This is a genomic window from Glaciimonas sp. GNP009, assembly GCF_054343755.1.
In genome coordinates, this window is record NZ_JBTGUV010000004.1 from 2,454,613 (window position 1) to 2,474,326 (window position 19,714).

At 50.9% G+C, this 19,714-nt stretch carries 15 protein-coding genes; 9 read left to right on the forward strand and 6 right to left on the reverse strand.

Features of this window, described 5'->3' with window-relative positions; genetic code table 11:
* Positions 1–44 precede the first annotated feature (44 nt).
* On the reverse strand, positions 45–812 hold the full coding sequence (locus tag ACXX82_RS11670) for a class II glutamine amidotransferase (RefSeq protein WP_322234846.1): 768 nt from the start codon (positions 810–812) through the stop codon (positions 45–47).
* 262 nt (positions 813–1,074) lie between these two features.
* Between ACXX82_RS11670 and ACXX82_RS11675 the strand changes: the two genes are divergently transcribed.
* Complete coding sequence (locus tag ACXX82_RS11675) at positions 1,075–1,974, forward strand: LysR family transcriptional regulator (RefSeq protein ID WP_458562965.1); 900 nt, start codon at positions 1,075–1,077, stop codon at positions 1,972–1,974.
* An 86-nt stretch (positions 1,975–2,060) separates the two neighbouring features.
* Here the strand turns inward: ACXX82_RS11675 and ACXX82_RS11680 are convergent, their stop codons facing one another.
* Complete coding sequence (locus ACXX82_RS11680) at positions 2,061–2,459, reverse strand: tautomerase family protein (protein WP_323506465.1); 399 nt, start codon at positions 2,457–2,459, stop codon at positions 2,061–2,063.
* A gap of 263 nt (positions 2,460–2,722) precedes the next feature.
* The gene (locus ACXX82_RS11685) at positions 2,723–3,190 is read right to left on the reverse strand and encodes an Lrp/AsnC family transcriptional regulator (RefSeq protein ID WP_322234853.1); all 468 of its coding nucleotides are present in this window, start codon (positions 3,188–3,190) and stop codon (positions 2,723–2,725) included.
* Positions 3,191–3,308: 118 nt separating this feature from the next.
* On the opposite strand from ACXX82_RS11685, the gene rocD reads away from it, so the two are divergent.
* From rocD to ACXX82_RS11715, 6 genes are all read left to right on the forward strand, one after another.
* Positions 3,309–4,544: an ornithine--oxo-acid transaminase gene (rocD, locus tag ACXX82_RS11690; RefSeq protein ID WP_322234854.1), complete on the forward strand. Its 1,236-nt coding sequence runs from the start codon at positions 3,309–3,311 to the stop codon at positions 4,542–4,544.
* On the forward strand, positions 4,541–5,503 hold the full coding sequence (locus ACXX82_RS11695) for a dimethylarginine dimethylaminohydrolase family protein (RefSeq protein WP_323506466.1): 963 nt from the start codon (positions 4,541–4,543) through the stop codon (positions 5,501–5,503). The genes rocD and ACXX82_RS11695 overlap by 4 nt, the downstream gene beginning before the upstream one ends.
* A gap of 167 nt (positions 5,504–5,670) precedes the next feature.
* Positions 5,671–9,429, forward strand: a complete 3,759-nt coding sequence (gene metH, locus ACXX82_RS11700) for a methionine synthase (protein WP_322234858.1) — start codon at positions 5,671–5,673, stop codon at positions 9,427–9,429.
* A gap of 495 nt (positions 9,430–9,924) precedes the next feature.
* A complete protein-coding gene (locus ACXX82_RS11705) occupies positions 9,925–10,767 on the forward strand; it encodes a DUF6402 family protein (protein ID WP_458563985.1) in 843 nt (280 codons plus the stop codon).
* The gene (locus ACXX82_RS11710; protein ID WP_322234862.1) at positions 10,737–11,144 is read left to right on the forward strand and encodes a hypothetical protein; all 408 of its coding nucleotides are present in this window, start codon (positions 10,737–10,739) and stop codon (positions 11,142–11,144) included. The genes ACXX82_RS11705 and ACXX82_RS11710 overlap by 31 nt, the downstream gene beginning before the upstream one ends.
* Positions 11,141–11,539 carry a hypothetical protein gene (locus tag ACXX82_RS11715; RefSeq protein WP_322234864.1) on the forward strand — a complete coding sequence of 133 codons (399 nt, stop codon included), beginning with the start codon at positions 11,141–11,143 and terminating at the stop codon, positions 11,537–11,539. Before ACXX82_RS11710 ends, ACXX82_RS11715 begins: the two co-directional genes overlap by 4 nt.
* A 242-nt stretch (positions 11,540–11,781) precedes the next feature.
* Here ACXX82_RS11715 and ACXX82_RS11720 read toward each other — a convergent pair whose 3' ends face one another.
* Complete coding sequence (locus tag ACXX82_RS11720; RefSeq protein WP_458562966.1) at positions 11,782–13,416, reverse strand: acyl-CoA synthetase; 1,635 nt, start codon at positions 13,414–13,416, stop codon at positions 11,782–11,784.
* 184 nt (positions 13,417–13,600) lie between these two features.
* On the opposite strand from ACXX82_RS11720, the gene ACXX82_RS11725 reads away from it, so the two are divergent.
* The gene (locus ACXX82_RS11725) at positions 13,601–14,296 is read left to right on the forward strand and encodes a Crp/Fnr family transcriptional regulator (protein WP_458562967.1); all 696 of its coding nucleotides are present in this window, start codon (positions 13,601–13,603) and stop codon (positions 14,294–14,296) included.
* A gap of 134 nt (positions 14,297–14,430) precedes the next feature.
* On the opposite strand, the gene ACXX82_RS11730 is transcribed toward ACXX82_RS11725, so the two are convergent.
* Positions 14,431–15,954, reverse strand: a complete 1,524-nt coding sequence (locus tag ACXX82_RS11730) for an argininosuccinate lyase (RefSeq protein ID WP_458562968.1) — start codon at positions 15,952–15,954, stop codon at positions 14,431–14,433.
* A gap of 277 nt (positions 15,955–16,231) precedes the next feature.
* A complete protein-coding gene (locus tag ACXX82_RS11735; RefSeq protein ID WP_458562969.1) occupies positions 16,232–17,533 on the reverse strand; it encodes an NCS2 family permease in 1,302 nt (433 codons plus the stop codon).
* A gap of 577 nt (positions 17,534–18,110) precedes the next feature.
* Between ACXX82_RS11735 and xdhA the strand changes: the two genes are divergently transcribed.
* Complete coding sequence (xdhA, locus tag ACXX82_RS11740; RefSeq protein ID WP_458562970.1) at positions 18,111–19,703, forward strand: xanthine dehydrogenase small subunit; 1,593 nt, start codon at positions 18,111–18,113, stop codon at positions 19,701–19,703.
* The last annotated feature ends 11 nt before the right edge of the window (positions 19,704–19,714 follow it).

Sequence of the window (19,714 nt, forward strand, 5' to 3'; positions counted from 1 at the left end):
AGCTGTATGTGGCAAACTGGTGGTGAAGTGATATAAAACGATATTCAGGGTCGTACTTCACCATCTATAAAAACCTTTAACTCCCCTTCGCCAAATTGCATCCATGTTTCATTTGTGGTCAACGGTGAAGTCACGATCACGGCGACGCGATCTTTGGGCGTGGTTACCTGAGAAAAATCGACTGTGACATCTTCGTCCGATAGTTTCGCCTCGGCAAATGGAAACTGGCGGATGATGTAATACAAATTGGTCGAGCAATGGGCGAAAAGTGCCGACCCATCGGATAGCATCATATTAAATGTGCCATGTTGCGCGATCTCTTTAGTCAACTCTTGCAACGCCATCGTTAATTGCGCCGTCGTCGGCAAGTTTTCGCCGAAACGTTGTCGTAACTCTTGCAGAATGTAGCAAAAAGCCAACTCGCTATCCGTATTGCCAACCGGACGAAAAGCGCCATTTAACGTCGGTGCGAAAGCCTTAAGATCGCCGTTGTGTGCAAATACCCAATAGCGACCCCATAATTCGCGCACAAACGGATGACAGTTTTCCAACGCCACCTGGCCTTGCGTCGCTTTGCGAATATGGGCGATGACGTTTTTTGACTTAATCGGGCAACGACGAATCAACTCAGCCACCGGTGAGGCAACAGCGGCCTGGTAATCGACGAAATGGCGTACGCCATTGCCTTCAAAAAAGGCAATTCCCCAGCCGTCGCTATGATGGTCGGTTTGACCGCCACGGGTCGAAAATCCGGTAAAACTAAATACAATGTCGGTCGGGACATTGCAATTCATTCCAAGTAACTGGCACATGGTTTCAGGTCAAGAAGTGGTATAAAAAACCGCTTTACAACGAATCAACAAAGCGAAAACAGACTGCTAACGTTACCACGTGCAAGTCGTTTGACAAAAAAGAAATATCAACACGAGCAGTAGCCTATTAAAAATCAAAGATAACTACGGCACAACCTGCGCGATTTTCCACCTTTGAGACTTCAAAGTACCAAAGCATTCGTAGTCACCGATTGATGAATCTGATAACTTTGGATGTTAATGATTTTTGGAGCAAGGCGTCATGGATCAATTGGCGGCGATGCGTGCCTTTCGGCGGGTGGTGGAAAATGGCAGTTTTACCGCTGCCGCGGCTGAACTCAACCAGTCGCACACCATCGTTTCACGACAAATACGCCAGCTTGAAATTGAGCTGGGTGCACAGTTGCTCAATCGTACTACGCGCCGCTTTTCGCTAACCGAGGCAGGGCAGGAATATTACGAGCGATGCAAACAAATACTTAATCAACTGGATGACGCGGCAGAAGCCATATCTTCCCATCAGGCGAGGCCGTCCGGCACGCTGCGCATCAACGCACCGCAAGCATTTGGGACGATTGAACTGGCAAGTTGGCTGCCGACCTTTATCACGGCGCACTCGCAATTAAAGGTGGATTTGGTGTGTAATGACCGTTTTGTTGATCTCATTGAGGAGGGCTTCGATGTCGCGTTGCGTCTGGCACATGACTTGGCGGACTCGACCCTCATTGCCCGCCGACTGGCGGTGAGTGACCTACTGTTGGTGGCGTCTCCTGACTATCTTCAGCGGAACGGTATTCCACAACAGCCGCTGGATTTGGTCGCCCACAATTGCCTGATATACACTCTCGCCTCAAAGCCAAACGTGTTCACTTTCACGGCAACCGATGGAACGTCGCATCCGGTCGCGGTGCGCGGCAATTTGCAAGCCAACACCGGTATTGCGCTTCGTTCGGCAGCGCTCGCCGGTTTGGGTATCGCTGCAACCGCCTCTTTTATCGTGCATGAAGATTTACGTCGCGGCGCTTTGGTGCACGTATTGCCGTCATTTACGTTAAAGCCACGTGAGTTGTATGTGCTGTATCCACAAAATCGTCATCTTTCGCCGAAGGTGCGCGCTTTTGTGGAGTTTGCGAGTGACTGGTATCGGACGCCACGCTGGTAGTGATCGGCATGCTGTCAAAACGGCGGCCACCTTCGAGGGAGCGATGCGGGTCATTTTTTTGGGAAGATTGACCGCCGGTTCGCGCATTACAGTTTTGCGACCACGGCCCTTTGTTGCTGCGTTAAGCCGCCATAACCGTATGCCGCGGCGCGTGCATCGTGCACGTGTACATAACTTTCATGATGCAAATCGCCGAGCAAATCTGCCATTGCATTGAATACTGCGGCGATATAGGCGGCTTTTTCATCAGCCGTATTCGTTTCATCGGTGATACGAATAGCCAAAAAGAAGCTGGTTTTGTGTTGCGCGTGCAAACTCTCTCCCCCGACAAACCAATGGGCCGGATCGACGTGCGAAATAGCAATCGAGGTAAGCTCCGGTTTCTTATGCAAAATGTCCGCAGTCAATTGCGAAAGCGATTGCGCAACCTTGGCCGACGTTATGGCATTTGGCGGAGTTGATAGAAGTACAGTAAGTATGGGCATGATGTGCTTTCAATAGTATTTCGGACTGGCCCGCAACGCCCCAGCGGCGCTGTGCTTTCCTGGCTGCTGCTGATCTCGGGGAACCCGTCGGTCAGATGGAGACCAAAGTGTAGCCGCGCCGGAATCCGCAATACAGCCATCCCTAAACACATAATTCGTGCAAATTACGCACTAATCGTCACCAATGGATCGCTTAGTGTGATCGAAAGCAGGTTCGCACTCTTTGTCTTCTCTGTGCTAAAGGCAATCGATCCATCGATCCATCAATCTGCAAGTGGTAACGGGCTTGGTGGTTTGATCTCTTCCAGGCAAACCATCGATTTAACGCCCGCCACGCCCGGGACCTGCATCAACCGGTCGGTCAAAAATCCGGACAGCGATTTCAAATCGCTCGCCACTACTTTGAGCAAGTAGTCAAAATCGCCAGAGATGGTGTAACACTCAAGAATTTCCGGAAATGCGCGAATCGCTTGTTCAACCTTGCGGACCTGTTTGAACTGCTCACGCGCGATGTTCAAGCTGACAAATGCCGTAACGCCCAAACCAATCGCCGCAGGTTCTACTTGCGCCGCGTAACCACGAATAATGCCGTCCTTTTCGAGCCGCTGCACCCGCCGATAGCATTGCGGTGCCGATAGATTGACCCGATCCGATAACTCGACATTAGACGCCCGCCCGTTCGCCTGCAACGTGCGCAACAAAATTTTGTCATATCGATCCAATTTTTCCATTTATCATCTCATTCCTGCACGAATCATGCGTTTAAGTAGCGAAACATGCTTCATTATGCACAAATATTTTTATGCTTTGTGATTATCATGTAATCATAAACTGTGACCGGAGCGCATCATGAAAAACCCAGCCATCGCACTAGAAAATCGCTACAGTGCGCATAACTATTCACCTTTGCCTGTCGTTCTCAGCAGCGGGCGCGGCGTGTGGCTTATGGACGAAACAGGCAAGCATTATCTCGACATGATGTCCGCCTATTCGGCAGTCAGTTTCGGTCACAGCAATCCCACTTTAGTCGCAGCCTTAACCCGTCAGGCCAACCGGCTCGCCGTGACTTCCCGTGCGTTTTATACCGATCAACTCGGCCCATTTTTGCAGTTGCTGTGTGAAATGACCGGACAACCCAAAGCGCTGCCGATGAATAGCGGTGCAGAAGCTGTCGAAACCGCGCTTAAGGCCGCGCGGAAATGGGGCCACAAGGTGAAAGGAATTCCTGATAACAGTGCCGAAATCATCGTCTGCAAGGGTAACTTTGGGGGACGCACCACGACTATTATCGGATTTTCATCCGAGCCGCAATATCGTGACGGTTTTGGTCCGTTTCCGTCAGGCTTTGTATCAATACCGTTTGGCGATGCAGCAGCGCTGGAAGCGGCAATTACACCGCGAACAGCCGCTTTTTTGGTCGAGCCAATTCAAGGTGAGGGCGGTATTATCGTCCCGCCCGATGGCTACCTCGCTGCGTGCAGAGAAATTTGTACACGCCATAATGTCCTCCTTATTTGCGATGAAGTGCAAACCGGATTGGGTCGTACCGGCAAGCTACTGGCTTGCGACCACGAAAATGTCGTACCGGACGGCCTGATTCTGGGCAAAGCGCTAGGTGGCGGCTTGTTGCCAGTATCGGCATTTTTGGCACGAGAAGACGTCATGGCCGTGTTTACACCGGGCGACCACGGCAGCACTTTTGGCGGCAATCCGTTGGCCGCTGCGGTTGGTCACGCCGCGCTATCGTTGCTGCGCGATGACCATCTGGCGGCAGCCGCTGACCGCATGGGACAGCGCTTGCAAAGCGGCTTGCGCGCGATGTCGCATCCGGCCATCCGTGCAGTGCGCGGCAAAGGGTTGCTGATCGGGATGGAACTGGACCCGTCCATTATTTCGGCCCGCGCATTTTGTGAAATATTGCTGGAGTTAGGCATGTTGTCAAAGGACACGCATGAAACCGTGGTGCGGTTTGCGCCGCCGTTGATAATTAGCGCCAGCGAAATAGACACCGGACTCAACATCATTCGTAAGGCACTCGAAGCAATACCATCGGTCACCGCGCCAGCGGAACGGAGCTACGCATGACTTACGCCGGATATGACACGGCGCAAGCGGGCATCGAAAAAAGTGAATTGGTCGAAGCCAATGTCGCTAGCACGTTGAGCGCCACAAAATCAACTTACTTGATGTGTGCGCCAGATTACTTTGAAGTCGCATACGTCATCAATCCGTGGATGGCGGGCAATATTGCGCATGCCGACCACGATGTTGCCAGTTTGCAATGGGAAGAATTGGTCAGTGAAATTGCCTCCGTTGCCATCGTTCAACAGATTCCTGCCAAAGCTGGCGTGCCTGACCTCGTGTTCACCGCTAACGGCGGCGTAGTACGGGGAAATAAAGTGGTGCTCTCCCGATTTCGCCATGTTGAACGACAAGCGGAAGAAAGTCATTTCGAACATTGGTTTGCGGCGCACGGATTTGAAGTGTTAAAACTGGCATCACATTTACCATTTGAAGGGGCGGGGGACGCCTTGTTAGACCGTCATGATGACTTGTTGTGGTTTGGACACGGCCATCGCTCTGACGTGGCTTGCGCAGAACCGCTTTCTCAACTGTTGGACGTTGAAGTACAACCACTGCGTTTGGTCGATGCGCGGTATTATCATCTTGATACCTGTTTTTGCCCGCTTGAGGGCGGCGAAGTGATGTATTTCCCGGACGCTTTTGATGCTGCATCACAGATAGCTATTGCGGCCCGTGTTCCCCCGCATCGACGTTTGATTGTCAGCGCAGACGACGCCTTGCATTTTGCATGCAATAGTGTCAATTGCGGCCAACACATTTTTCTTAATTGTGCATCGGTGGCGTTGGTTAATGTGCTCACAGAGCATGGCTACATCGTGCACCAAACACCACTCACCGAATTCTTAAAAGCAGGAGGCGCGGCTAAATGTCTCACTTTAAAACTAAATGAACCTGTGCCGTGCCAACAAACCATCCCTTCAGTTATCAGGCTAGTGGATGCTGTCGATTGCCAGGAATGATCCATACCAGCGCGTTAAGCTATTGTTTCAAAGAACATAACCCTTTGATTTAACGTATAATTTCTTCTATCCACCGTATGTCTAACCCGGCGCTGCCTGCGACCGGGTTTTTGCATTTTTTTGACTGCGGATCAATACCTGTTCATTTCAAAGACTAAAGTAAGCCTATGAAGCCCGTCGTCAACCAGATATCTCCTACCGAAACCCATTTGCGGCAGTTATTGTCGCAGCGTATTTTGATACTCGATGGCGCGATGGGCACCATGATTCAGCAATACAAGCTGACGGAGGAAGATTATCGCGGTGGTCCAGTTGGGCGCTTCATCGGCTTTCAAGGTCCCGGTCGCGAATTGTTTGTCAAAGGCAACAACGAATTACTGTCGTTGACCCAACCGCATATCATCAGCGAAGTGCACGAACAGTATCTGGCCGCTGGCGCCGATCTGATCGAGACCAACACCTTCGGTGCGACGACCGTTGCGCAAGACGACTATCACATGGCGCATTTGGCGTATGAGATGAACGTTGCCTCAGCGCGTTTGGCACGTGCCGCCTGCGACAAATATTCGACCCCGGACAAGCCGCGCTTTGTCGCTGGCGCGTTGGGACCGACACCAAAAACCGCGTCAATTTCGCCAGAGGTCAACGATCCGGCGGCGCGTAACGTGACGTTCGATCAACTGGTTGCGGCCTATCTGGATCAAACGCGCGCGCTGGTCGAAGGCGGGGCCGACGTACTCTTGGTCGAAACCATTTTCGATACGCTCAATTGCAAGGCCGCTTTGTTCGCAATTGATACCTTCTTCGAAGAGTCCGGTCTGCGCTTGCCGATCATGATTTCCGGCACCGTCACCGACGCATCGGGACGTATTTTATCGGGCCAGACTGTGCCCGCGTTCTGGAATTCGATTCGCCATGCCAACCCGCTGACCGTGGGCCTCAACTGCGCACTAGGCGCGGCCTTGATGCGGCCGTATGCCGAAGAATTGTCCAAGATTGCCGACACCTTTGTCTGCATCTATCCAAACGCCGGTTTGCCCAATCCAATGAGCGATACCGGGTTTGACGAAACGCCGGATGTGACTTCATCGCTGCTAAAAGATTTCGCCGAAAGCGGCTTCGTCAACATCGCTGGCGGTTGCTGCGGCACCACGCCGGATCATATTAAAGCCATTGCCGATACCGTCGCCAGCATTGCGCCACGCGTTGTTCCCGAGACGACGCACGAGATGCGTCTGTCCGGCCTTGAGCCTTTTACCATCGACGACAGTTCGCTCTTCGTCAACGTTGGTGAACGCACCAACGTCACTGGCTCGAAAGCTTTCGCTCGATTGATTCTTAACGAGCAATACGACGAAGCGCTGGCGGTAGCGCGGCAACAGGTTGAAAACGGCGCTCAGATCATCGACATCAACATGGATGAAGCGATGCTGGATTCGTTAGCGGCGATGACCCGTTTCCTCAACCTGATCGCTTCCGAACCGGACATCGCACGCGTGCCGATCATGATCGATTCGTCGAAGTGGTCGGTGATTGAGGCGGGCTTGAAATGCGTGCAAGGCAAGGCCATCGTCAACTCGATTTCGATGAAAGAAGGCTTGCCGGAATTTATTCGCCAAGCCACATTATGCCGCCGTTATGGCGCTGCGGTAATTGTGATGGCCTTCGATGAAAAAGGTCAGGCCGATACCTACGAACGCAAAATTGAGATCTGCAAGCGCGCATACGATATTCTGGTCGAACAGGTTGGCATTCCCCCGGAAGATATTATTTTTGATCCGAATATTTTTGCGATTGCCACCGGTATCGAAGAGCATAATAATTACGCCGTAGATTTTATCAACGCCACGCGCTGGATTCATCAGAATCTGCCGTACGCCAAAATCAGTGGCGGCGTATCGAACGTCAGCTTCAGTTTCCGCGGCAACGACCCGGCGCGTGAAGCAATTCACACAGTATTTTTGTATCACGCGATCAAAGCTGGCATGACCATGGGAATCGTCAACGCCGGTATGATGGGCGTGTACGACAGCCTGCCCGCTGAGTTGCGCGAACGGGTCGAAGACGTGGTGTTGAATCGCCGTGATGACGCGACCGAACGCATGATTGAAATCGCCTCTACTTTGAAAGCTGGCGCCAAGAAGGAAGAAGAAACCCTGGAATGGCGCAGCGGCACGGTGCAGCAGCGCTTGTCGCATGCGTTGGTGCAAGGTATCACGCAATGGATTGTCGAAGATACCGAAGAAGCACGTCAGGAATTGCTGGATAACGGTGGTCGTCCGATCCACGTTATCGAAGGTCCGTTGATGGACGGTATGAACGTCGTCGGTGACTTGTTCGGGCAAGGAAAAATGTTCTTGCCGCAAGTGGTGAAATCGGCACGCGTGATGAAACAAGCGGTTGCGCATTTGATTCCGTTCATCGAAGAAGAAAAACGCCTTGATGAAGAACGCACCGGCATCGCCGCCAAGCCGAAGGGAAAAATCGTTATCGCGACGGTCAAAGGCGACGTCCATGACATCGGCAAAAACATCGTTTCAGTGGTCTTGCAGTGTAATAATTTTGAAGTCGTTAACATGGGCGTCATGGTCCCGTGCTCTGAAATTCTGGCAATGGCAAAGGCAGAAAATGCCGACATCATCGGTCTTAGTGGTCTGATCACACCGTCGCTGGAAGAAATGGCCTACGTCGCTAAAGAAATGCAGCGCGATCCTTATTTCCGTAGCGTAAAAATGCCGCTATTGATTGGTGGTGCAACCACCAGTCGCGCCCATACTGCGGTCAAGATTGCGCCTAATTATGAAGGTCCGGTGGTGTATGTGCCGGATGCATCGCGTTCCGTGTCAGTGGCGCAATCGCTGCTGACGCCAGAACAGCGGGATCAATACGTTGCCGAAATCGCCGTTGATTACGAGCGTATTCGCGTCCAGCACGCCAACAAAAAAGCCGTTCCGATGTTGAAATTGGCAGATGCGCGGGCCAATCGTACCAAGTTGGATTTTGCGCCGGTAAAACCGAAATTCATAGGCCGTCGCCTGTTCAAAAATGTGGATCTCGGCACACTTGCTCGCTATATCGATTGGGGTCCGTTCTTTCAAACCTGGGATTTGGCAGGTCCGTATCCCGCCATTTTGACCGATGAAGTGGTTGGCGATGCTGCCAGCAAAGTATTCGAAGAAGGTCAGGCTTTGCTGAAGAAAGTCATTGACGGACGCTGGCTGACAGCCAACGGCGTGATCGCCTTGTTACCGGCAAATACAGTCAACGACGACGACATCGAAGTCTACACAGACGATACCCGTACGCAGGTTGCTTTCACCTACTACGGCGCACGCCAGCAAACGGTAAAACCGATCATTGATGGCGTCGCACGACCAAATCAATGCCTCTCCGATTTCATCGCGCCGAAGTCATCCGGCATCGCCGATTACATCGGCTTGTTTGCAGTCACCGCAGGCATCGGCATCGAGAAATACGAGAAGCGTTTTGAAGATGCGCACGACGATTATTCGTCCATCATGCTGAAGTCATTGGCAGACCGTTTAGCCGAAGCATTTGCAGAATACTTGCATGAACGGGTGCGCAAAGATTTGTGGGGTTATGTGCCGACTGAAGACCTGTCAAGTGAAGCATTGATCAAGGAATCTTATAGCGGTATTCGTCCTGCGCCAGGTTATCCTGCGTGTCCTGAACATACCGTCAAGGCCGACATGTTCAAGGTATTGCAATGCGAAGAAATCGGCATGCTACTCACAGAATCCTACGCGATGTTTCCTGGTGCGGCGGTATCAGGTTTCTATATGGCCCACCCGGAATCGAAGTATTTTGTCGTCGGCAAGATCGGTGACGATCAGGTCAGCGATATGGCGAAACGGCGTGACGTGCCGAAGGAAGAAATCGAACGCTGGATGGCACCGAATCTGTAACGTTATTGTTCAAGCCCTTTGTCTCAAAGGGCTTTTTTTATATCTCAAATACGATAGCGGTTGGTATCGATGACTGTGTTGATAGGCGCGCGCTGATCGTTGATGAGGATTACCGCTGTTCAAAGTCTTTGCTGAACCGCCTTGATCAGCGTTGATTATATGGCGCGTTCTTAGTTCGTATCCAGCAATCGGCAGTTGCGCAACTGGCTTGCGTCTGCGCCACTACATGCGGTCCGTTCCTCCGTTCTATTCAGAATGGATACACCCCCGATACTAAGTCGAACACCTAACAAGCATTCAAACATCGTAAAAATGCAAACAATAGCGTTGATACTCGTCGTAAATTTCGATGACCAACTCTATTGAGAATGCTATGACAAGACAGGACGCATTACAAACGCGATTCGGAGTGGACAAAAAATGAGTCTACCCATTGCAGTCGCCATGACAACCCCGTGCAGTGATCGTAAGGGAGTGGAATGCGCAATAGAAATGATGCAGCTCCGTGACATCCCCGACATCATGGAAAAAATGGGCTGGCCTATCGCCGCACAGATTATGCGGCACTGGTTCGAGAACGACTCTGGTTGGGTGATGCCCAACGACGTAAAAATAGGGAAATTTGATCCTTGTAAATTGACGCCAGCGGAGTATGACGACCAGATTATCAAGATGGCGTGGTTACTGAAATTTCCGCGTGCGGTGGAGGCGTTTGATGATGTTTTGGAAAATTGGGCAACGGATAATGGAAAGGATGAGCTTGTTAAAAAATTAATAAAATGGGGTTGGAAACCAAAATCGATAGAGCCATGCAAGTTAGGAAGCCGCACCCTGTCTGCGCGTGAACTAGATAGTAAGTGCCAGGTGAATTACCGAGAATTTGGCGAAAAACTGGATACTTTTGACGAACTATACGGTGCTGTTGGCAAGGGCATTTTTAAACTGGCCGTAGTCGGCGAAACAAGCACCAATTGGTTGCTGCAACAGGACATATTTCATGTCAAGCATATCGGCATTTACTTACGCGATACCTACGACTTCAATACTACTAGCACTTTTGAAGAAATGGTTCCTTTGGGGGTATGGAGCAAAACGCGGTTACTTCCAAAAGATGAAATGGCTGCTTACATGTTGTTGTACAGCGCTATAAACAAAACAAACATGAGTAAACAATTTCCTAGTGTGGTCCCTGCCTTTAACGACGACTTCCGACGCTACCAAACGCGCCATAAGACAGGTGGGGATTTTGTGGTGTATTCGGATGTGATGTGGGTAAAAGTACCTAAAAAAATGGAGATAGCGCTACCGTGGCAAAAATCAAAATCAAAATCAAAATAAAATGGATTTTCATATTAATAGCTCTTCCTGTACTTGCCTATTTTACGTATAAAAATTGGCATGAGGGAACGCCTTACGGAGAAAAACAATATAGCCCGAATAAGGAGTTCTATTATCAGCGATACAAAGTCTTCACCATTGAGGAGTGGATTCCGTACGTGCCGATGCCAGGAGGAGGTTCTGACAGTTTGTTTTATGTAGACGGTTACGTCAGGGGATATACAGCAAACGGAGATTTTATTGGAGAAGCGTACGCACACGGAATGCCGATGGCAAACATATTCTGGATATATGACTTTCTTGTCGTGATGGATGGTGCTAGTAACAATGATGATGATGGACGAATTAAGTTTCCAAAAGATGTAGGTTTTCCATGATAAAAATCAGAAGAAAATGGCTTTTCATATTAATAGCCCTTCCCGTGCTTGCTTATTTTTCTTATGAAAATTGGCATGAGGGAACGCCGTACGGCGAAAAACAATATAGCCCGAATAAGGAGTTCTATTATCAGCGATACAAAGTCTTCACCATCGACGACTTGATTCCCTTCATGCCGCTGCCGGGCGGAGGTTCTGACAGTTTGTTTTATGTAGACGGTTACGTCAGAGCATATACGGCGGCCGGAGACTTTATTGGAGAAGCCTACGCACACGGAATGCCAATGGCAACCAAATCTTGGTGGCGCAATAAACTCGCAGTGATGGATGGTGAGGAAAGCGGCAAGGATGGCGAGGGCATAATTATCCTTCCGGGAAGTTCAAGCGAGCCATGATAAATATCAGAAAAAAATGGCTGTTCACATTAATAATGCCTCCTGATTGTCTATTTCAATATGTAAATATTCACCAGAAAATTCCATACGAAGAAAAAATATAGTCTGAACAAATTTTTGTTCTGTTAATAAAAAGCGGCCTGCTTAACATCTCAACAGGCCGCAAGTTTCATCATGATATTTTCCAATACGCCACATTCAGCGTCAATCCCACCAGCTCAATTTAATCCAGCAGTCTCCACTTAAACATCAATAGCCGCTTGCGAGTGCACCCGATTGCGTAATTCAAATTTTTGAATTTTCCCAGTTGAGGTCTTCGGTAGCGTACCAAAATACACGGCTTTCGGCACTTTGAATCCTGCCAGAATATTTTTACAAAAAATGATTATTTCCGCTGCCGTTACTGTTGCCCCTTCTTTTAACTCGACAAAAGCGCATGGCGTTTCTCCCCATTTTTCGTCCGGCTGGGCGACTACTGCGGCGGCTAAAACGTCTGGGTGGCGATAGAGCGCTTCTTCGACTTCGACGCTCGAAATATTTTCTCCTCCGGAGATGATGATGTCTTTGCTGCGATCCTTAATTTTGACATAGCCGTCGGGCATGCACACGCCGAGATCACCGGTATGAAACCAGCCACCTTCAAATGCTGCTTGTGTGGACTTTTCGTTTTTGAGGTAGCCCTTCATGCAGATATTGCCGCGAAACATGATCTCGCCAATTTCTAAGCCATTGGCTGCTACTGGTTGCAGCGTCGTCGGGTGCAATACGGCGAGCGATGTTTGCAGGTGATAGCGCACGCCTTGCTGTGATTTTTTGACGGCGCGGGCGTCGACGCTGAGTCCACTCCAATCGGCTTGTTCTGCGCACACGGCTGCGGGACCGTAGGTTTCGGTCAATCCATAAACGTGGACCAGATCGAAGCCCATTTCTTCCATTTTTGCGAGTACGGCGGCGGGCGGCGGCGATCCTGCGACCATGCCGCGTACGACGCCCTGTATGCCATCGCGCCATTCGGCGGGTGAGTTGGCTAATGCGGCATGCACAATCGGGGCTGCGCAATAGTGCGTAATTTTCTGTTCTTTGATCAGGTCAAATACCAGCTTTGGTTCAAACTTGCGCAAACACACGTTGACGCCGGCGCGCGCGGCAATTGTCCATGGAAAACACCAGCCGTTGCAATGAAACATCGGCAGCGTCCACAGATACACAGGATGCTTCGGCAGATCCCATTCGAGGACATTCGATATGGCATTCAGCGTTGCGCCACGATGGTGATACACCACACCTTTAGGGTCGCCCGTTGTGCCGGAAGTGTAGTTCAGTGCTATCGCGTCCCATTCATCCGTTGGCGGCTCCCAGACAAAATCGGTATCGCCGGTTGCCAGTAACGCTTCATAGTCGGTATCGCCAAATGGCGCGGCTTGCGGCCCGAGCAAATCATGCACGGCAATAATCGTCAGACCAGCAATCTGCTGTGCGAGTTGCCCCGCCAGTTCAGCGAATTCGGTATCCACGACGAGGACTTTGGCTTCGGCATGGCGCAGCATGAAAGCCAGCGAAGTCAGGTCGAGTCGAATGTTCAGCGCGTTTAGTATTGCCCCTGCCATCGGAATGCCAAAGTGCGCCTCTACCATTGCGGGTGTATTCGGCAGCATGACGGCGACAGTGTCACCTTTTTTGACGCCAAGTCGCTGCAAACCGCTGGCAAGTCGTTTGGTGCGGTCGTACGTTTCGCGCCAGTTTTGCCGGAGTTGCCCGTGCACAATCGCTAGCCGGTCGCCGTAGACCTCGGCGGCACGAGCGATGAAATCGATGGGCGTGAGTGCTACAAAGTTGGCTTGATTCTTGCCAAGGCCGGTGTCGAAATCTGCTGCCATGCTAGTCTCCTGATGGAATATGCCACTATCCTGATTGGTTTTGTTATTGTGTAATGGCGTAATGGTGTAATGGTGTAACAGGCGTTAGCCTATCACTTGCTAGGCATTTTGTTTGTCATGCAGATGACAGGTTGCGCACTTTGGACAAAAAATATTCAACTATTTCCATTTCATAGTAGATGCCATGACAAGTGTCGGGTTAAACCTTATTGATCAGCTTTCCATGCATGCGTGGTTTTTGGCGCTGGCTCCGGAACATCAGACGCTGGTAGCAAAAACGACAGTGATCCAGCATTTTGCCCCAAGGGAATTTGTGGCACGCCGCGGCGTTATTTCGCACTATTGGATCGGTGTGCAGCGCGGATTAATCAAGCTGGCTATCTACAGCGCAGATGGTCGCAGTTGTACGTTTTCAGGTATTCCTGCCGGTGGTTGGGTCGGTGAGGGCAGCGTGATCAAACGGGAGGTGCGCAAATATGACGTGATTGCAGTACGCGACGCTGAGATTATGTTAATTCCGGAGCAGACGTTTCATATTTTATTAGCTGAAAGCTTGCCGTTCACCGCCTTTGTTATTCGGCAACTGAATGAGCGTATGGGCGAGTTCATTGCTTCGTTGCAAAACACGCGGTTGCTAAGTGCCGATGCGCAGGTTGCTCAAGCGATTGCGCAGTTATTTCATCCTGTGTTGTACCCCCGCACGATGGCGGTACTCGCCTTTTCTCAAGAGGAAATCGGTTTGTTGACCGGATTATCACGCCAGCGCGTCAATCAGGCGTTGCAGGAACTGGCCAGATTGAATCTGGTGACAACTTCCTACCAATCGATTCAGGTGGTGGATCTGGATGGATTGCGGCGCTTTGGTTTGGCGGAATTATGAGACTGATTGACGGGCTTGGCGGTAATGGAATATGTTTGCCGCATTGAATTAACATCCAAGATTTGCCGATGAAACGGTGGATGGATTTTTGTTGGAGTCTCGAGCGGACTCCAACTGCTGGCTCAAAGCGTCTATTAATTTTCGAGTTTATGAAACGTTTTATCAAGATTATCTTGTGCACGCGCAAGTTTGTTTTGCTGGGTATTTAACCACGCGACGTCCTGCATCAATTTCTCTTTTTCAACCGCGAGCATGCGTTCGGTTTCACTGCGCTGCGGTCCGCCCAGGCCTTTGCTGGAAGACAGCATATTTTGTGCGGTCAACGATTTTTTGTAACGTTCTTGCGTCAATGGAAATTGCGTTTCGGTGAACCCGAAGACCTTCACTGCTTGGGCATACTTTTGTTGCACGATGTCAAAAGGTATGTCGGTCGGCTTGAGCTTATTGGTGCGACCGTAGGTAACGAGATCAGAGGCAAAGTGATGACCTACGCGGAACGGAATATCGGAGTCGCGTTGCAGGATATCGGCCAGTTCCGTTGTTGTCGAATAGTCTTCGTCTACTTCTTGCAACGAGCGTTTTTTGTCGATGATCAGGTTGTCCATCAGATCGGCCAGTTTGATGAAGGCGTCGGTGGTCATGTCCAGCGTCTTTTCGACCTGATCGCGTTTGTAATCCGGCATCCCTGGCGTGACGTTGTGTGCCTCTAACTGGAATGTCATTGACCCACCAACGATATCACTCGCTTGCAAGCGAAGGATATTGAGGGCGTAGGGATTGCGTTTTTGCGGCATGATGCTGCTGGTCCCGGTCAGGCGTCCTTCCTGAATCATGATCCAGGGATAAGGCTGGTGGTATTGGGTGTGGATGTCTTGCATCAAAATACCGATCATCAGTGCCGCATTGCTGCATAACGTGACAAGTTCGACGCCTTGATCCAGCGCACCTAACTGGGTGGCATCGTACGAGTTCTCGATGACGCCATCAAATCCCAATAATTCTGCCAGTCGCCGCCGATCCACTGGAAAGCTTGATGTGCCCAGCGCAGCGCCGCCTAACGGACTTTGATTAAGGCGTGCATAAGCCTCTTGCAAGCGGGTGCTGTCGCGACCAAACACCGACGCGAATGCGAGCAAATAATGCGCGTAAGTCGTGGGCTGCGCCTGCACACCATTGGTATAGGCTGGGACAATCGTGTCGAGATGCTTTGCGGCCAGCGTAAGGAACTCGGCTTTCGATTTGTTCATCGCATCCATCAGCTTCAAGGCGCGCTCGCGTTGCATCAGGCGACGGGTCGTCGATAGGATGTCCTGGCGACTGCGGCCTGAGTGCATGCGCGAGCCGTCCGGCCCAGCAATGGCAAGGATCAGCGGCTCATATTGTAGATAGTCTGCTGGTCGTTTCGCGCCGGGCTGGTCACCGTTCTGGATGACTTGGTCGACTGCGGAGGCGATCTTTTTACCAAGGGCGGGCGGCACAATGCCTGTTTCTACGACCATGACGGTCGAGGCCTTGTTCATTTCGCCCAGAAAGTGAAAGTTGTCGTGCAAATCCTTGCCAGTTGGTGCGTCTGCTGCGGCATACGCTAGTGAGCATGCGATCAGAGGAATGAGCGCCAATATGCTGATCCGTCGGGGAAATGGGGAGAGAACGGACATTTGAATGGTCTTGAGATGAGGACGGGACATTTTTTGCCTGGGTTGCGCTGGTTGGAGCGTCGATTCTAATGGAACGCGGGTCATTGCCGTGATTAAATACACCATGTACACCCCATTTACACCATGCACACCATGCGAACGTAAAAGGGGCGTGTTCTGCAACACGCCCCTTGGTTCTGCCTTGAATCGATGCGATATTTAAATCGCCGCTTGTTAATTAACTTATTGGTTGGTCAACTAATGCTCTCACTTATTACGTGAGCGTTTAGCGCGTCTATTATTCAGCGCCCAAATGAATATATCTAAACAAGAAGACCGCGGCAATAATCCACACCACCAGTTTCACTTCCTTAAATCGGCCGGTGAACAATTTCAATGCGGCGTAGGAAATAAAGCCGAAGGCGATCCCGTTGGCGATGGAGTAGGTGAACGGCATCATTAATACCGTAATAACTGCAGGTACGCTCTCAGTGCTGTCGTCCCAATCCAGATGCGTGACTTCGCGCAGCATCAGACAAGCGACATAAAATAGTGCTGGCGCGGTCGCATATCCAGGAACTGCTCCGGCCAATGGTGCAATAAACAGGCACGCCAGAAATAGGATCGCCACGGCCAGTGCGGTCAGTCCGGTCCTACCACCGGCTTGCACTCCCGCCGCGCTTTCGATATAAGCGGTGGTGCTGGAAGTGCCGAGAAAGGTGCCAGCCACAATCGCTGTGCTATCTGCCAGCAAAGCACGGTTAAGGCGTTCCATCTTGCCATTCTTGACCAGACCAGCGCGCGTGGCGACACCGATCATGGTGCCGGTGGCATCAAACAGCTCTACCAGAAAAAATACCAGCACGATGTTCATGACGCCCATCGATAGCGCACCCATGATGTCGAGTTTGAACAAGGTCGGCATGACTGATGGCGGCATGGAAAATATGCCCATAAACTTGTTGCCGCCGATCAGAAAGCTCAGGATAGTCACCGTCACAATGCCGATCAATATGGCACCCTTGACCTGGAATCGGTCGAGCACGACGATGATCAGAAATCCGACAATCGCCAGAATCGCAGGGATTTGATGCAGATCACCCAACGAGATAAAGGTGGCCGGATTGGCGACCACGATGCCAGCAGTTTTGAGAGAAATAAGTCCCAGAAATAGTCCGATACCGGCTGTGATGGCTATTCGGATACTGGGGGGAATCCCATTGACGATGATTTCTCGGACGCCGACCAGACTGATGATTAAAAACAGGCAGCCAGAAATGAAGACCGCACCAAGCGCCACTTCCCAAGGTACACCCATTCCTTTGACCACGGTATAGGCGAAGTAGGCGTTCAGTCCCATTCCGGGCGCCAGCGCAATAGGATAGTTGGCATAGCACGCCATGATCAGTGTACCGACCGCGGCCGCGATACAGGTCGCCACGAATACGGAGTCTTTTGGCATACCGGCGTCGCCCAGAATCGTCGGGTTGACGAAGATGATATAGGCCATCGTTAGAAACGTTGTGAGTCCGGCGATCAGCTCGGTACGCACGTCGGTGCCATTGTCCTTCAGCTTAAAAAATTTCTCGAGAAATTGCATGGTGTCTCCTTTATTATTGTAAGGCCGCAGTGGTCGACGTCCACAGTTGCCCTTTTGACCTGTTTTTAGTTTTTGTGAGGTTACCCGTTAATTGCGCATTAAGCAGCGTTCGGGCAACGTAATGTGTTCCAGATTGCGGGCTGGAGGATGCTTCCTTGCGAATAATAGGTATATAAAATAGATGATAACTGCGCTCGCCTGATTTTACTTATTATGGATGCAAGTAAAAGATAAACGTCCAATTAGGAATATTGTTATTTCTAATTGCAATTGCAGGGCAAAACGGCACACGTCAGCGCATAGCAATTGTTAATATTTATGGTACTAAATGATTACTATAATGAAGGTGATCTATGCTGAATCATCGTAGTTAATGATGGTGAAAGATGACGCATAGTAATAATTGAAAAGTTTTGGGTCGATAAAAAGTAGATACAAGACCGGTATCAACCAGCCAGCATCAAAAACCGTATCGATATTTCATTCTGCAAATAGTCGACATCATCGGTATAGCGCACTCGTCAACGTGCGCGACTGCTAATCTATAGTGTATAAATAAATCATATTGGAGTCTTTCTTGTCTACTGCCATCCAAACCACCGCACCATCCGGCGCAGCCAGCAGCCCAATTCGGTTTTTTTATCGTGGCGAGGTGCACACGGTCGACCGCGCCGCACCAACCCGTACCATTCTCCAGCATCTGCGCGAAGATCTGCATTGCACCGGAACCAAGGAGGGTTGCGCCGAGGGCGATTGTGGTGCCTGCACTGTGTTGATCGGTGAAATCGGCGCTGATGGCGTCCAGATGAAATCAGTGAATTCCTGTATTCAATTTTTGCCAACGCTGGATGGCAAAGCCTTGTTTACAGTCGAGGATTTGAAACAACAGGATGGCGCGTTGCATCCGGTACAACAAGCAATGGTTGAATGCCATGGCTCGCAGTGCGGCTTTTGTACGCCCGGCTTCGTCATGTCGTTGTGGGATTTATATCTCAAAAACGAAGGCGTGCACGCGCTTTCGTCATCGCCCGCGACATCTGCTGCGCCAACTAGCCAATGCTTGCAATCCCAGCAATCCATCCAATGGCAGCCTTTGCAGCGCCAGGATATCGATCTGGCATTGTCCGGAAATCTATGCCGCTGTACGGGTTATCGTCCGATTATTGATGCGGCGCACCGAATGGGCGAGTTGCCGCTGGTCAATTTCGACCGCGACAGATTGCAGGCATCGTTGCAGCTACTACAGCGCGACGAACTGTTTACCTATAGTTACGAAGGACAACATTTTTACGCGCCGCGCACCTTACAACAATTGGTCGACATCCGCGCCATGCATCCAGCGGCGCGCATGCTGGCGGGATCGACCGACGTTGGTTTATGGGTCACCAAACAAATGCGCGACCTGGGCGACATCATCTTTTTGGGGCAAGTCAAAGAACTCGCCACCGTCGTCATCAAAGACGGTCAACTTCACATCGGCGCAGGCGTCACACTTAACGATGCGTATTCAGCGCTCAGCACGCATTACCCGGAATTGCGTGAGATGTGGCAACGATTTGCTTCGTTACCGATTCGGAATGCTGGCACACTCGGTGGCAATGTCGCGAATGGCTCCCCGATTGGCGATTCTCCACCATGGTTGATCGCACTCGGTGCGGAAGTGGTGTTACGCGGACCGACCGGTCAACGCGTGATGCCATTGGAGTCGCTCTATCTGGATTACATGAAAAAAGACATGCAACCCGATGAGTTCGTTGAATCGGTCAGGGTGCCGCTTCCAAATGGCGCTACGCAGTTCCGCACTTACAAACTGGCGAAGCGGTTTGATCAGGATATTTCTGCGGTATGTGCCGCGTTTTCTGTGGTGATGGACGGCGACAACATTGGTGCGATCCGTATCGCTTTTGGAGGCATGGCGGCGACACCGAAACGCGCCGCCAAAGCCGAAGCATCGCTAATAGGGCAGCCTTGGGACGAAACGCGTTTGCAATCGGCCATGGCCTTATTGGCAGAAGATTTTGCACCTTTATCAGACATGCGCGCATCCAGCACCTATCGGATGAAAACAGCGCAGAATCTATTACGTCGCTTCTGGTTAGAAACCCGTATTGACGCGCCGTTACGGCCGGACCAGGTTAATGCGTTTGCCAGCGTTGCGTGCGCTGCCTGACATTAAGCGCC